Origin of the sequence: Collinsella aerofaciens, assembly GCF_040926405.1 — a bacterium.
GTDB lineage: Bacteria > Actinomycetota > Coriobacteriia > Coriobacteriales > Coriobacteriaceae > Collinsella.
This window is the reverse complement of the sequence record NZ_JBCOIG010000023.1, coordinates 829-15,338: the sequence shown is the minus strand read 5'-3', so window position 1 is coordinate 15,338 and position 14,510 is coordinate 829. Positions and strand designations below refer to the sequence as shown.

Annotated in this window: 12 protein-coding genes; 2 read left to right on the top strand and 10 right to left on the bottom strand. The window is 59.2% G+C overall.

Annotated features, from left to right (window positions below):
- Positions 1 to 39: 39 nt before the first annotated feature.
- From AB5758_RS08000 to ileS, 4 genes are all read right to left on the bottom strand, one after another.
- Positions 40 to 1,335, bottom strand: a complete 1,296-nt coding sequence (locus tag AB5758_RS08000) for a glycosyltransferase family 2 protein (protein ID WP_022094595.1) — start codon at positions 1,333 to 1,335, stop codon at positions 40 to 42.
- Between the two features lie 82 nt (positions 1,336 to 1,417).
- Complete coding sequence (locus AB5758_RS07995) at positions 1,418 to 2,431, bottom strand: RluA family pseudouridine synthase (RefSeq protein ID WP_138112407.1); 1,014 nt, start codon at positions 2,429 to 2,431, stop codon at positions 1,418 to 1,420.
- Positions 2,431 to 3,030 carry a signal peptidase II gene (lspA, locus tag AB5758_RS07990; protein ID WP_254668700.1) on the bottom strand — a complete coding sequence of 200 codons (600 nt, stop codon included), beginning with the start codon at positions 3,028 to 3,030 and terminating at the stop codon, positions 2,431 to 2,433. Before lspA ends, AB5758_RS07995 begins: the two co-directional genes overlap by 1 nt.
- 374 nt (positions 3,031 to 3,404) lie before the next feature.
- Positions 3,405 to 6,182 (bottom strand): isoleucine--tRNA ligase, encoded by a 2,778-nt coding sequence (gene ileS, locus AB5758_RS07985; protein ID WP_438266100.1) that lies wholly within the window; start codon positions 6,180 to 6,182, stop codon positions 3,405 to 3,407.
- A gap of 511 nt (positions 6,183 to 6,693) precedes the next feature.
- On the opposite strand from ileS, the gene AB5758_RS07980 reads away from it, so the two are divergent.
- Positions 6,694 to 7,776, top strand: coding sequence for an iron-containing alcohol dehydrogenase family protein (locus tag AB5758_RS07980; protein ID WP_138112403.1), 1,083 nt, complete (start codon positions 6,694 to 6,696; stop codon positions 7,774 to 7,776).
- Positions 7,777 to 7,824: 48 nt separating this feature from the next.
- Here AB5758_RS07980 and AB5758_RS07975 read toward each other — a convergent pair whose 3' ends face one another.
- Positions 7,825 to 8,280 (bottom strand): 2-thiouracil desulfurase family protein, encoded by a 456-nt coding sequence (locus AB5758_RS07975; RefSeq protein WP_368141614.1) that lies wholly within the window; start codon positions 8,278 to 8,280, stop codon positions 7,825 to 7,827.
- 81 nt (positions 8,281 to 8,361) lie between these two features.
- Positions 8,362 to 10,254: an ATP-dependent zinc metalloprotease FtsH gene (gene ftsH / locus AB5758_RS07970; RefSeq protein WP_171021520.1), complete on the bottom strand. Its 1,893-nt coding sequence runs from the start codon at positions 10,252 to 10,254 to the stop codon at positions 8,362 to 8,364.
- Positions 10,255 to 10,376: 122 nt separating this feature from the next.
- Here ftsH and AB5758_RS07965 point away from each other — a divergent pair, with 122 nt between their 5' ends.
- Positions 10,377 to 10,832, top strand: a complete 456-nt coding sequence (locus AB5758_RS07965) for a cob(I)yrinic acid a,c-diamide adenosyltransferase (protein WP_138112399.1) — start codon at positions 10,377 to 10,379, stop codon at positions 10,830 to 10,832.
- Positions 10,833 to 10,961: 129 nt separating this feature from the next.
- Here AB5758_RS07965 and AB5758_RS07960 read toward each other — a convergent pair whose 3' ends face one another.
- From AB5758_RS07960 to thyA, 4 genes are all read right to left on the bottom strand, one after another.
- A complete protein-coding gene (locus tag AB5758_RS07960; protein WP_195544370.1) occupies positions 10,962 to 12,311 on the bottom strand; it encodes an MATE family efflux transporter in 1,350 nt (449 codons plus the stop codon).
- 125 nt (positions 12,312 to 12,436) lie between these two features.
- The gene (locus AB5758_RS07955) at positions 12,437 to 13,351 is read right to left on the bottom strand and encodes a TrmH family RNA methyltransferase (RefSeq protein WP_138112397.1); all 915 of its coding nucleotides are present in this window, start codon (positions 13,349 to 13,351) and stop codon (positions 12,437 to 12,439) included.
- A 109-nt stretch (positions 13,352 to 13,460) separates the two neighbouring features.
- A complete protein-coding gene (locus AB5758_RS07950) occupies positions 13,461 to 13,979 on the bottom strand; it encodes a dihydrofolate reductase (RefSeq protein ID WP_138112395.1) in 519 nt (172 codons plus the stop codon).
- Positions 13,980 to 13,988: 9 nt separating this feature from the next.
- Positions 13,989 to 14,510 (bottom strand): thymidylate synthase (gene thyA / locus AB5758_RS07945; protein ID WP_368155482.1); only part of this gene is annotated, 522 nt, incomplete at its 5' end.

The following is a 14,510-nucleotide window of genomic DNA, read 5'->3' as shown; positions in this document are numbered from 1 at the left end:
CAAAAGTGCCTGTCCCCTTTGTGGTGGTTTTGGTGGTGGTTATTTGGCGCCTTGCATGACCTCGTCGAGGGTAACGTTGACGGCGTGCTGCGTCGGGACCCAGTCGACCTTTAGGAACAGGGCCGCCACCGTGATGGGAATATAGCTGAACATAAAGATCGGGAAGGTAAATAGGTTGGTCACCAAACGCCACTTTTGCGCGCAGTGAATATGCTTGTACTCGAAGATGGTGGTGAGTAGCGCCAGGATAAAGAAGGTCTGGTACATCATCGCGAAGGTCATAATGAGCGAGGCGGCACAAGCCTGCATCTCGACCTCGGTGGCCAAGAAGCCATGCGAAAGTCCGCCCACGATGAGGAAGGTCGCGTTGGCGAGCATGGAGATCAGGGACAGCAGCATGCCCGGAGCGATGGTCATAAACATGTCGTAGGCAGCAAAGCGATGATAGCGGAACGTCGACTTGACCAGGTGCTTACCGTAGGTAAAGAACACCTGGTAGAAGCCCTTGGTCCAACGCATGCGCTGTTTCCAGGACGCCTTAAACGTCACGGGCTGTTCGTCAAAGAACTCCGCCGGCGCATAGCCAATGCGAATGCCGTGAATGGCGCAGAACGTGGTGAACTGGATATCCTCGGTCAGCGTATGGAACTGCCAGCCGTGCATGCCCTCGATAACGCTGGCGGAGATGAGATAGCCCGAACCCGAGACAGCGCAGGACGTCTTGCAGATATTACGCGCGTTGTTGAGGAAGCGCGCCTCGCGCAGGTACCAAGTGGCATTAGCTGCCGAGATCCACGAGCTGCCGAAGTTCTTGGAATTGCGATAGCTCGTGACCACATGGAAGCCCTGGTCAAAGGCATCGTTCATCTTAGACACGTAATCGCGGGAGATAACGTTGTCGGCATCGAAGATAAAGTAACCCTCAAACGTGTCGGGATACTCGTTGAGAATGCGATCGAAACCAAAGTCCATGACCCAGCTCTTGCCCTTACGGGCCAGGTCATTGCGCTCATAAACAATAGCACCGGCCTCGCGCGCAAGCTGCGCCGTGTTGTCGGTGCAGGCATCGGCGACCACGAAGACCTCGATGAGCTCGGACGGATAATCCTGGTCCTTGATGGAGCGTACGAGGTTGGCGATCACGGCTTCCTCGTTATGCGCCGCGATAAAGAAGGCATAGCGGTGGAGTTTTTTGGCCTTGGGAGGCGCGACCTCGCCACGAAGAGCACCGATGACAAAGAAGACCACCTGGTACAGAAAGCAGACCGTGAGCAGCGTGACGACAATCTGGTTGAAAATCACGATGGGTGTGTTGGTTTGTAAAAAGGCGAGCATGCAGGCTCCCAGGAACGCATTACGTAAACAATCGTATATCTTACCGCAGGCTTACCGAGTTCAAGAAACCACCTAATACCGGCTAGGCTTCGAGAAGGCCAAGCTGCGGGACGATGTCGTCGCCGGCGGCGGTGCGGCCAATCGAGCGCGGGGCCAGGTCGTCAAGAACCGCAGCGAGATCCCACGGCAGCTCATCGCGGCACTCAATACGCTCCCCCGTCACGGGATGGTCGAATGCGACGCGCCAGGAATGAAGGAATTGCCTGGTCAGACCCTGATCGGCGCGTGCATCGCACTTGCCGTAGAGTGGATCGCCCACGCAGGCGTGGTTGATATGGCGCATATGCACACGAATCTGATGTGTGCGGCCCGTAAACAGATGGCACTCGACGAGCGTATAGCCGTCGTCAAAACGCGTGGAATCGAAGCGCTCGAGGACCTTAAAGGTCGTAATGGCCTGGCGCGCGAAAGGGTCGTCCGAAACCGCCATCTTGACACGGTCGCGCGTAGAACGCGCAATGCCGGTGTTAATGGTGCCCTCATCCATAGCGATATGACCGTGAACGAGCGTGATATAACGACGATCGAGCGTACGCGTGCGGATGAGATTTTGGAGCGCGCGCTGGGTGTCGTCGTCCTTTGCCGCAAGCATGAGACCCGAGGTATCGCGATCCAAACGATGCACGATGCCGGGGCGGTCCTCGCCCTGCACGGTGCCCAGATGGTCGATACCGCAGTGATAGACCAGGGCATTCGCGAGCGTACCGCTCTCATGACCATGTGCAGGATGGCACACCAGGCCGCGCTGCTTGGAGAGCACGATAAGGTAGTCGTCCTCATAGCGAATGTCGAGCGGGATGGCCTCGGGAATCACATCGGTGGGATCGTGCAGCTCGGGCAAATCGACCGAAATACGATCGCCGGCGCGCACGGCATACTTTTTGGACAGGCAGGTCTCGCCATTGACGGCAACGGCGCCTCCCTCGATCAGATGCGCGCAGGCAGAGCGCGTGGGGCAGCCGTCGTTGGCGCCCAGATAGGCATCAAGGCGCTGACCAGCGGCATCGTCGGCAACAAGAATATGGATGTCGGCCATTAGCGCTCATTCCTTTCGCGAATCTTGCGGGCACGCTCCCCACGCTGCTGGGCCTTGCGCTTGGCACGGGCCTCGTCACGGGCGTTGAGCTCGGCGGTCGCATCGACCTCGCGGGCCGCAGGGCTCAAGAACATGTAGCCGAAGAGGGCGAGCACGACGCCCAAGGTAATGCCAATATCGGCCACATTGAAGACGGGGAAGTCGATGAAGGTGGTGGCAATAAAATCGGTCACGAAGCCAAAGGCCAAACGATCGATAGCGTTGCCGATAGCACCGCCCGCAACCATCGCCATGCCCACAACCTCAAGATGGGCGAGCCGGGGCGCACGAACGAGGTACACGGCAATAGCGATAATGACCGCCAACGCCAGCACGGCAAACGCGATGCCATGCCCCTCACCCATACTAAAGGCAGCGCCGATATTGCGGACAAACATAAAGTCGATCACACCGGGGATGACAGTCACATGCAGCGCATCGCCCACGGCCCGAACCGCAAGCTTGGTCAGCTGGTCAACAAGCAGCACGGCCAACGCCACGCCACCAGCAACACCCAACCGCCAACGCAAAGGCGGCGTCATATCCGCAGAACGACCCAAAGAAATCCCCTACCATCAGAACAATCGAATTCCGTTGAACGCAATTAACCATCTTATATTGCCATACGCAGAGCGCACGACATATCCACCAACGCAAGCGAAATAACCAGCACAAAACAAAAGCGACATTCCGAATAACGGAATGTCGCTAAATAGCTTTCGACTAAGAGCACAGGTCGAAAGAGAAGGCTCTAGTTCCAACAATGGAAAAGCCGCGTTGCCGTCACCAACAGCGAAAACGTCCCTAAGCGAGCAAGGTGACGTGAAAGAGGAGGGAAGCGTACTTTGGTACGCGACCGACGATTGAACGTCAGATTGCCGCTTAGGAGCGTTTGCAGCGTCGGTAGGTTACGGCGTTCTACGAACGCCGTAACCTACAGCGCGTCAGCGCAGCGCTTGCAGATATGTGCGTGACCGTTGTACTCGCCGACGGTGGTGCGGTAATTCCAGCAACGGTCGCAGCACTCGCCCTCGGCAGCCTCGATGGCAACGGAGAGCTCCTCGCCCTGGGTCAGCTCAACATCGGAAACGATGTAGAACTCGGCCAGGTCGACCGCCTTGTCGCCGGTCAGCAGCGCGTACATCTCGGCGGGAACGACCGCCTTGACGCGGACCTGCTGGCTCTTAGTGAAGGTGCCGACGGAGCGGGCATCCTCAAGGGCCTTGGTCACGGCGCTACGGAGCTCGAGTGAAGCCTCGAGCACGCCCTCGAACTCATTGGCCTCGTCGACCGTGATAGGCGACTTATACCAATCGAGCAGCGCGGCGTACTTCTGGTGGTCGACGCAGCCGGCAGGCGCGTAGGCCATGGCCTCGTCGACGGTGTAGGACAAAATCGGCTGCAGATCGCGCATGAGCATCGAGAAGAGCTCGGCCAGCACGGTCTGGGCGCTGCGGCGCTCGAGCGAGCCAGGCTTGTCGCAGTACAGGCGGTCCTTCAGGGCGTCGAGGTACACGTTGGAAAGCTCGGTAACCACGAAGTCATAAAGCGCACGGTAAGCGCGCGAGAACTCGTAGCAAGAGTAAGCGTCGTCGACCTCGGCCTGAACCTGGGTCAGACGGGCAACCATGAGCTTGTCGAGCGGCAGCAGGTCGGCAAAGGCGACACCGTCGGTCTCAGGCTCAAACTGGCCCTCGAGCTCGGAAAGCAGGAAGCGCAGCGTGTTGCGGAAACGACGGTAGGCATCGGACGTACGGGCAAGAATCTCGTGGTCGATGGACACGTCGGAGCTGGTGTCAACGGAAGCAACCCACAGGCGGATGATGTCGGCGCCCATCTCGTCACAGACCTTATTGGGGTCGATGACGTTGCCGAGCGACTTGGACATCTTGCGGCCCTGGCCGTCGAGCGTGAAGCCCTGCGAGACGACCGCCTTGTAGGGAGCATGGCCGTTGGCGCCCACCGAAGTGAGCAGCGAGCTCTGGAACCAACCGCGATGCTGGTCGGAGCCCTCGAGATACACGTCAGCCGGGTACTCAAGCTCGGGGCGATACTCGCAGACGGCCTTCCAGGACACGCCGGAATCCCACCACACGTCGAGGATGTCCTTATCGGCCTTGAGGTGATGGCCGCCACACTTGGGGCAGACGCAGGCCTCACCCAGGTAGCTCTCGGGAGCGTCGGTGAACCAGGCGTCGGAGCCCTTCTCATGGAAGAGCTTGATGACGGCGTCGAGCGTGGCATCGTTCATGACCTTCTCGCCGCAGTCGGCGCAAGTGTAGCTGGGGATAGGCACGCCCCAGTTGCGCTGGCGGCTGATGCACCAGTCGGGACGCTGCTCGACCATGGCGCCAATGCGGTTGGCGGCATGGGCCGGATACCACTTGACGTTCTCGCGGACCTCTTTGCCAGCCTGCTCGCGCAAGCCGGTCTTGTCCATCGAGACAAACCACTGGTCGGTAGCACGGAAGAGCACCGGGTGCTTGCAGCGCCAGCAGTGCGGATAGCTGTGCGTGATCTTCTTCTCGAGGACCAGGGTGCCGCGCTCGCGCAGGAACTCGATGATGTGCGGGTTGGCCTCGTCGGTATCCATGCCGCTGAAGGGGCCGCCGGTGCCAAACTCCTCGCCGGTGTAGAACTTGCCGTCGTCATCGACCGGCATGCAAATGTCGGTGATGCCCTCCTTGAGGCAGGCGAAGTAGTCGTCGACGCCGTGACCGGGCGAGTTGTGGACGATACCGGTACCGTCATCGACACCGACGTAATCGGCCAACAGTGCCACGCCCTCAACACCGTCAAAGATCGGCTGCTTATAGTGAATGTGATGGAAGGTCTCGGCGGGAACCACATAGGGCTTGCCGTCGACCACAACCGGGGTGTACTCCCAGCCAAACTCCTCGCAGCACTTGGGAGCCAGGTCCTCGAGCATGACCTCGGCGCGGTCGTCGTGCTCAACGGCGACGTAGGCGGCACCGGGCTTGAGAGAAACTGCCTGGTCGGAGGGGATGGTCCACGGCGTGGTCGTCCAGATGATAAAGTCAACCGGGCCGTCGAAGTTCTCGAGGCCGACGGGCTTGGAGGTCATCTCAAAGCGCACGAAGATGGACGGGCTCGTCTCGTCGGAGTACTCAATCTCGGCCTCAGCAAGTGCGGTATGGCAGTGCTTGCACCAGTGGACGGGCTTGTGACCGCGATAGATCATGCCCTTGTCGAACATGGCCTTGAAAACCTCGATGTCGGCGGCGTCATGCTGGTGATAGAGCGTCAGATAGGGGTTGTCCCAATCGCCGAGCACGCCCAGGCGACGGAAGCCGGCCTTCTGCAGCTCGATGTTCTCGACAGCGAACTTATTGCAAAGCTCACGGATCTTAGCCGTGGAGGTCTGGTTGAACTTCTCGGTGCCGAGCTTCTCCTCGACCTTATGCTCGATCGGCTGGCCATGGCAGTCCCAACCGGGAACATAGGGAACCTCATAGCCCTGCATCATCCAGTAGCGGTTGATCATGTCCTTGGAGATCTTGTTCATGGCGTGGCCGATGTGGATCGGGCCGTTGGCGTACGGAGGGCCGTCGTGCAGCACGAACTTCTTGTGACCCTCGTTCTTCTTCAGAACCTGCTCGTAGACCTTGTTGTCCTGCCAGTCCTTGAGTCGCTTGGGCTCGGACTTGGAAAGACCGGCACGCATGGGAAAACCGGTTTTGGGCAGATTCATCGTCTGCTTGTACTCGTTTGCCACGGTACCCCTTTCATGTCGTGGGCGCGCACGCCCGTTGGGCACCAAAAAAGCGCCCGTCCCTACAAGCTGGGACGAAGCGCCACAAAAACGGGCTGTATGCCCGCAAAAGCTCTTCGTTTAACCACCCAGCTTAGATGCCCTCGCCCGCGTATTCGCGCGCTCGCATCCGTTACTCGGCTGGCCTGTATCGACGACCATCTCGGCGATATCTACTAAGACGTGCCTGCGCGGCACGTCCGTTGGGACCGCAGCTCCGGGGTGATTTTCATCGGTCGCATGCACGGGTTCTCAGCGCTCCCCGCTCTCTGTGGCATGCGGACGGCCGACTACTCGTCCCCATCAACGCTTATGCGGAGTATGCTAGCACGTTCCGCGCCGGCGAAAAACCCTCAACACTGGTTTCATACGTAAGAAATTTCTCGTGGTCGTTAGCCTTCTCTAGGAGCAAAATACCTGAAAGCACTTTAACTAACGAAAGAAGGCTGCCATGCGCACAATCGGAATGAGCGACTACACCGTCGGCGAGGATTGCTTTACCGAGCTGCCCGCCGCACTGGCGGAGTACGGCGCGAAGAAAGTCGCCATCATTGGTGGCAAGCGAGCCCTAGCTGCGGCGCTGCCGGGCATCGAGGCGGCGCTTGAAGGTACCGACGTCGAGATTCTGGAGACGCGCGTCTACGGCACCAACAGTACGCGCGCCAATATCGCCAAGGTCGTGAACTCCCCCGCTTGCCAGCAGGCAGACGTGCTTATCGCCTGTGGCGGCGGCAAGGCACTCGACACCGTCAAGACAGCGGCAATCGAGCTCAAGAAGATTGTCTTTACGGTGCCGACGATTTGCTCTAACTGTTCCGCCGCGACCGCCATTGCCGTCGTCTACAACGACGATGGATCGCTCGAGGGCTATTCGTACCCCAACCGACCGGCGCACATCTTCATCAATCCCAAGATCATCGCCGAGGCTCCGGCGGAGTACTTCTGGGCCGGCGTGGGCGACGCCCTGTCCAAGCAGCCCGAAGTCGAGTACGCCACGAGCGCCGGCGACCTGGAGCACACCGCCGGCCTTGGCCTGGCTCTTGCCCACACCTGTTCCGAGCCGCTGTTTACCTACGGTGTTCAGGGTCTTGAGGACGTTCGTCAGAATCTGTCGAGCGAGGCCGTCAAGCAGATCGCGCTCGACATCGTGGTCAACACGGGCTATGTCTCGAACCTGACCAACCAGAACGATTACTACTACAACTCGAGCGTGGCGCACGCGTTCTACAACGCCACCTGCAGCATTCCGCGTGAGGGCACCTACCTGCACGGCGAAGTCGTAAGCCTGGGCGTGCTGGTGTTGTTCGCCTACACGGGCGACACCGAGAACCTTAAGCGCTATGCTGACTTCAACAAGCAGATGGGGCTGCCCGTAACGCTTGAGCAGGTCGGGCTTTCCGAGACCGATATCCCTGCCCTGTGCGAGCACGCACACGCCACCAACGAGTGGAAGCAAGGCAACCCGGAGCCCTTCACCGACGAAAAATTCGCCGCCGCCATCAAGGCCGCCAACGCCTACGGCCACACGCTCTAGACCCAGGCCAAAACCACCACAAGGGAGCAGCACCTTTGTGGTGGTTTTTTATTGCTCCAGCATGCTGGGGTCGAACTCGCTAGCCGGGATCACGCGATAACCGTGGCGGAGCAGTAAATCAACGAAGACGCCGTTGCCCGCCGTAAGGGTGCCGCTGAATGTTCCGTCGTAGATGCGACCCGCGCCGCACGAGGGACTACGGTCCTGCAGGATGCACGCGGCGATCTCTTCCGGCCCGCCCGCCTGCTCGCACATATCGAGCGCTCGTTGGGCACCCAGGCGAAATTCGCTATCGACCGATATGCCCTCGCAGGTACGAACCTCTCCGTTCACAATCTCGGACGGCTTGCGCGGCGTGGGCAGGCCCCCAAAGACCTCAGGGCACACCAAGAGGACCTCGGTCCCTGTACGCTCGCAGGCCTCGACCAACTCGCGATGGTAGTTGTCGAGCCCGTTATACTTGCAGCTCTCGCCCATCAAGCAGGCGCTCACCACGATCTTCATTTCCATCCCTCTCAAGCAAAACGCCCCATTTGAGAAAGCTGCTCAAATGGGGCGTCGGCGTTTACTGGCTCGGCCGCGGCTTTACTGCTGCTTGGGCATCAGCGGATTCTCGCGCGTGAGGAGGTTCATGAACTCCTCGCCCGTGATGGTCTCCTTCTTATACAGATAACGAGCCAGCTCGTGGAGCTTAAACTTGTTCTCCTTCAGAATCTGCAAAGCGCGGTCGTGCGCATCCTCGATCAGCTTGGCGACAATCGCGTCCACGCGCTCGGCCGTACCGGGGGCGCAGGTGAGCGACGTGTCCTGATTGAGATACGCGTTCTGCACGGTACCGAGCGCCATCATGCCAAACTCGTCGGACATACCAAAGCGCGTCACCATATTACGGGCGAGCTTGGTGGCCTGCTCGATGTCGTTGGCGGCGCCGGTCGTCATCTCGCCAAAGATGAGCTCCTCGGCTGCGCGGCCACCGCAATAGACAGCGAGCTTGTCCAAGACCTCCTGGCGCGTCGTCAGGAAGCGCTCGTCCTCCTCGACCTGCATGGTATAACCAAGAGCACCGCTCGTGCGCGGCACGATGGTGATCTTCGTGACCGGCGCAGAGCCCTTCTGGCGAGCGGCAACGATGGCATGGCCGATCTCGTGATAAGAAACGACCTGCTTCTCGTGGTCGGACAGCACCGTGGACTTACGCTGTTGGCCGGCAATGACGACCTCCACCGACTCCTCGAAGTCGTCCTGGGTTGCACGCTTGCGACCCTCGCGAACGGCGCGCAGGGCACCCTCGTTGATGATATTGGCCAGGTCGGCGCCCGAGGCACCGGGCGTGGCGCGGGCAATCGCGGTCAGGTCGATCGGCGGCTCGGTCTTCACGCTCTTGGCATGCAGCTCGAGGATGTTCTTGCGGCCGGTCAGATCGGGCAGCTCGACGGGGATGCGGCGGTCAAAACGACCGGGGCGCAGTAGAGCGGGATCGAGACTGTCGGGGCGGTTGGTTGCGGCAAGGACAACGATACCCTTATGGTTATCGAAGCCATCCATCTCGGTCAGCAACTGATTGAGCGTCTGCTCGCGCTCGTCGTTGCCGCTAAAGCCGCCGCCATCGCGCTTCTTACCGATGGTATCGATCTCATCGATAAAGACGATACACGGTGCCTTTTCCTTGGCCTGCTTAAACAGGTCACGAACCTTAGCAGCGCCGCGACCGACAAACATCTCAACGAACTCAGAGCCCGAAATGCTAAAGAACGGAACACCGGCCTCGCCGGCAACAGCCTTGGCAAGCAGGGTCTTACCGGTACCCGGAGGGCCAACAAGGAGAGCACCACGCGGCAGCTTGGCGCCGATCTCCTCGTAGCGCTGCGGCTTCTCCAGAAAGTCGACGACCTCCTTGAGAGACTCCTTGGCCTCTTCCTGACCGGCGACGTCCTTAAAGGTCACGCCCACGTCCTTGGAGGCGATCACGCGCGCGCCGGACTTACCCAGTCCGCCGCCGCCAAAACCGCCGCCGCCAAAGTTCATCGACGGGCCGTCATCGCCCATAGCCTTCTTCATGCGGCGGTTGAGCCACCAACCGATGAGGAAGAAAATCGCCATGGGAAGAATGAGTGTGAGCAGGTAGTAGGTCATCAAACCCGAGTTTTTATCGGGAACGACCGACTCCAGCGAAGCGCCAGACTCAAGCACGCGATCGGTAAAGCCCGCGTCATTCGGCACACCGGTCGTCTTGTAGGCGATGTTCTCGTCCTCGCCCTTCTTGGTGTAATAAATCGAGTAATCGTCCGTGTTGTACTCGACCTTGTCGACGCTCTTCTTATCGAGCGCTTTGACAAACGTCGAGTAATCGGTCTTCGTAATCTGCTGCGTGTGACCGATGTTGGGGAACAGAACGGTCGAGAGCACGAGGTAGACGACGAAGGCGATGAGCACGTAGAGAATCATATTCCGTCTACGTTTGTTGTCATCCATCTCCATCTGCTTGAACTCCATCTACTGGGGTTGATAATGCTTTCTAGAATACCCAACCCGGACGGCGATAAACCGACGCCGGGCACGAAAGGACAGAGATGGCATCACTGTAAGTCGGCAAGGTTCAAATCTATACAGGCGACGGCAAGGGCAAGACGACGGCTGCGCTGGGGCTCGCGCTGCGCGCGACGGGCTACGGGCTCGACGTTCTTAGGCTGCAGTTTGCCAAGAAACTGCACTGCGCCGAACACGATGCCGCGCCGCGCCTGGGGCTGCGCATCGTACAAGCTGACCGCGACACGCCCGAGGCTTGCGCCGCACAGATCATGGAGCTCGCATGCGAGCAGATATCACAGGTCGACGTTCTGATTTTGGACGAACTCGGCGAGGCCATGCGCCGCGGCTTCGTGACACGCGAGGATGTCGAAGCGCTGATCGCGATAAAGCCCGCCACCACGGAACTCGTGCTCACCGGCCGCGGGCTGCTGCCGTTGGCCGACCTCGCGGACTTAGTCACCGAAATACGTCCCATCAAACACTACTTCGACGAAGGCCTCCTAGCCCGCCAAGGCATCGAATACTAATTGATTCGTTTTCCGCCAACACCTACAGCTCATAAGGAAGTTGCGGTGGAATAGTACTTGTTTGACGGTCCGCAAGGGCTTTTCAGGAACTATTTCACCGCAACTTATCAGGGGTATCTGACGGATGAGCTAGGCGGTGGCGCGACCTAGCCAGTTGCCGCTGTGATGGTAGATGGTGAACATGGTTGCGGTGATGAGCCAGGTTACGGGGTAAACCAGCAGTAGATGCTCGAGCGACGGATCGAAGGGCATGATCGCAAACACCCAGATCACCCTCAAGACAACGGTGCCAAAGATGGTGAGCATCATAGGCTGCAAACTCACGCCGGCGCCGCGGATGGAACCCGAGGCGTTCTCGATAATCGAGAAAATCGCATAGAACGGCGCAATGAAATGGAGGATAGTCGTGGTGTACGCCGAAATCGAAGCATCGTCGACAAACAAACGCGACAGCGGGCCCGAGAACACCAGCAGCACGGCAGACAGGCCACCAATGAGCATAAACGACAGCACGAGCGACGTATGGTAGCCCTTGCGCATGCGCTCGTAGTTGCGCGCGCCAAAGTTCTGCGCCGAGAACGTAGTGATCGATACGCCGAGCGCCTCGGTCACCATCCAGATAATGCCATCCAGGCGCCCAGATAGACCCCAAGCAGTCGTGACATCGGCGCCAAACGAATTAACCGATACCTGGATCAGCACGTTCGAGATCGAATAGGCAGCCGATTGAAAACCGAGTGGCAGACCACACGAGATCATACTCTTGCAAATACCGCGATCGATACCGAGCTTAGACAGCGAAAGACGCCATGCACCCGGAGCGCGCATCATGCGCAACACGATCATCGTTGCATTGGAGCAAATGGTCAGCGCCACCGCGATGCCGCAGCCCAGCGCCTCCATATGCAACACAGCGACAAAAATGATATCCAGCACCACGTTAACCAGGCAGCCAGAGGCAATGATCACGGCGGGGCCGCGCGTGTCGCCCACGGCACGCAGCAGTGCGGTTCCCATATTAAGCAGCAGTGCCGCAACCATCGCGGCAAAATAACAGCGAGCATAGGCCACGCCCTCGGCCAATAGTTCATGCGGCGTGTTCATAAGCACCAGCATGGGCTCAACGAACACTATGCCAAGAATCGAGAAAGCGATACCGCCCACCAGCGCGAGCGTCATGGCTGTATGGACCGAACGACTCAGTCGCTCATCATCGTGCTGGCCAAAATACTGACCGGTAATGACCGCGCAGCCGGCGCCGACGCCAACGCAAAAGCCAATGCAGAGCTCGGTGAGCACCATCGTGGCTTGAATGCCACCCAGCGCGAGCTTGCCGCCAAACTGGCCAACGATATACGTACCGATAAGCGTGTAGGCCTGCTGAAAAAACGAACTAAAAAAGATGGGAACGCACAGCGACAGCAGCTGTTGCCAAATGACACCCTGCGTTACATCGATAGCCGTAGATTTCTTAGCCACACGCCCTCCCCGCCAACGTATGTTAAACAACAAAACGGCAATTTAAGACCAAAGCAAATACCAGCTTAGCACCGACCGGCGTCGACCGAAACACCCCGAATCAGAGCCCAGTGCAAAATATCTGCCTAGTGATACAAACCCGGCTGGTAGTGATACTCATTGCTCACGTGCGGGCACAGCTGCCAAAAGGCGACGGCGCTCGCCGCGGCCACGTTGAGCGAATCGACCCCGTGCGCCATCGGAATGCGCACCGCGTGGTCACAGCCGGCAATGGTCTTGGCGCCCAAGCCGGCACCCTCGGTGCCCATAAAAATCGCCAAGCGATCAATCTTCCGCAGTACAGGATCATCAAGCGAAACAGAGTCGTCCGTCAACGCCATAGCGGCACACGAAAAACCGGCATCGTGCAACGCGCTCAGACCATCATGCGGCCACACACGAGCCTCGCTGCCAATGCGCGTCCACGGCACCTGAAACACGGTGCCCATGCTCACGCGGGCCGAGCGACGATACAGTGGATCGCAGCACGTCGGGCTGACCAAAATACCGTCAACGTTCAATGCGGCAGCCGAGCGGAAAATCGCGCCAACATTGGTGTGATCGACAATACCCTCAAGCACGCACACGCGCACCGGACGACCCCCCGCCGCCTCGACAACGCCGCCCAAGAACTCATCAACCGGAATCTGACGCGGGCGACGGAACGCCGCCAGCGCGCCGCGCGTCACGTTAAAGCCCGTCAACTGCTCCATGAGCTCCATGGAGGCCACGAACACGGGAACCGGACCCGCTCCCTCGCGCACGACAAGCTGGTCAAACAGCGGCATCATCTGGTCGAGCCAGCGCTCGCCCAGAAGAAAGCTCACCGGCTCATATCCGGCGCGAACCGCACGCTCGATGACCTTGGCACTCTCAGCGATAAAAATGCCCTTCTGCGGCTCCAGCACGCAGCGAAGCTCACGCTCGGTCAGTCGCACGTAGGCATCGAGCCGCTCGTCCTCGAGCGAATCAATTCGCAGAACCTCAACGGCATCAGTCATAGCAGCCTGCCCGCACCCTTCTTTACAGCACATCTATACCAAACGAGGCGACGCTAAGCGCCGCCCCATACATTCAATCAACCCGATAATACCGTTCACGCCAGGCGATTTACGCCTCAACGCGACGATACGTCACGAACTCATAATCGACACCCTCGTCGCCCTCGCCCGAGGCAATCGTGGCAACACCGCCACGCCACGCAATCTCCCACGCGGGATCGGCGTCCAAATCGGGAAAGTACGTGTCCACGGCATGAGTGCAATGGTTGTGCGTGACCTCGGCCTCGGCGCAATACGGCAAAAACCGCCGATACACCTCGCCGCCACCGATCACCCAGGCAACGGGCTCATCGGCAACCGCGGCGAGCGCCTCGTCGATGCTATGCACCACGTCGACGCCCTCGACAGCAAAATCCTCGTCGCGGGTAAGCACGATATTGCGACGGTTCTTAAGTGGACGCCCACCGGGAAAACTCAGCAGCGTCTTGCGTCCCATGATGACCGGGCAGCCCTTGGTGCAGGCCACAAAATGGCGCATGTCGGCGCGATTGGACACCACCATGTCGCCCTCGCACCCAATGCCCCAATCGTCACACACGGCAACGATAGCAGATAGCTTACACGTCATGAGCACCACCTACACCGCAATGGGAATGTTCTTGACCTGCGGACCGTGCTCGTAGCCCTCCACAATCAGGTCGTCGGTCGTAAACGCATAGAAATCGTGCACGTCGGGGTTAAGCGTTACCTTAGGCGCCGCAAACTGCGGACGCTCGATAAGTTCGCGGACAATATCGACATGACGGTCGTAGATATGGGCGTCGGCGATCACATGCAGCAGCTCGCCGGGAATCATATCGATCGACTGCGCAACCATCATCAGCAAGATGGCGTACTGGCACACATTCCAGTTGTTCGCGGCCAAAATGTCCTGGCTGCGCTGGTTGAGAATCATGTTGAGCGTCGGCTTGTCGTCCTGCGGGCGCTGCGTGACGTTATAGGTCACGCTGTACGCGCACGGATACAGGTGCATCTCGGACAGGTCGCTAAACACATACGTGTTGGTCATGATGCGGCGACTGTACGGTGTGTGCTTAAGATCGTACAGCACTCGGTCCATCTGGTCGAAATCGCCCTCGGCATAATGGCTCTTCTGGCC

Coding starts and splice junctions, on each gene's coding strand:
- AB5758_RS08000 (WP_022094595.1), bottom strand. CDS start 1,335: ATGCTCGCCTTTTTACAAACCAACACACCCATCGTGATTTTCAACCAG.
- AB5758_RS07995 (WP_138112407.1), bottom strand. CDS start 2,431: ATGGCCGACATCCATATTCTTGTTGCCGACGATGCCGCTGGTCAGCGC.
- ileS (WP_438266100.1), bottom strand. CDS start 6,182: ATGAATCTGCCCAAAACCGGTTTTCCCATGCGTGCCGGTCTTTCCAAG.
- AB5758_RS07980 (WP_138112403.1), top strand. CDS start 6,694: ATGCGCACAATCGGAATGAGCGACTACACCGTCGGCGAGGATTGCTTT.
- AB5758_RS07975 (WP_368141614.1), bottom strand. CDS start 8,280: ATGAAGATCGTGGTGAGCGCCTGCTTGATGGGCGAGAGCTGCAAGTAT.
- ftsH (WP_171021520.1), bottom strand. CDS start 10,254: ATGGAGATGGATGACAACAAACGTAGACGGAATATGATTCTCTACGTG.
- AB5758_RS07955 (WP_138112397.1), bottom strand. CDS start 13,351: ATGACTGATGCCGTTGAGGTTCTGCGAATTGATTCGCTCGAGGACGAG.
- AB5758_RS07950 (WP_138112395.1), bottom strand. CDS start 13,979: ATGACGTGTAAGCTATCTGCTATCGTTGCCGTGTGTGACGATTGGGGC.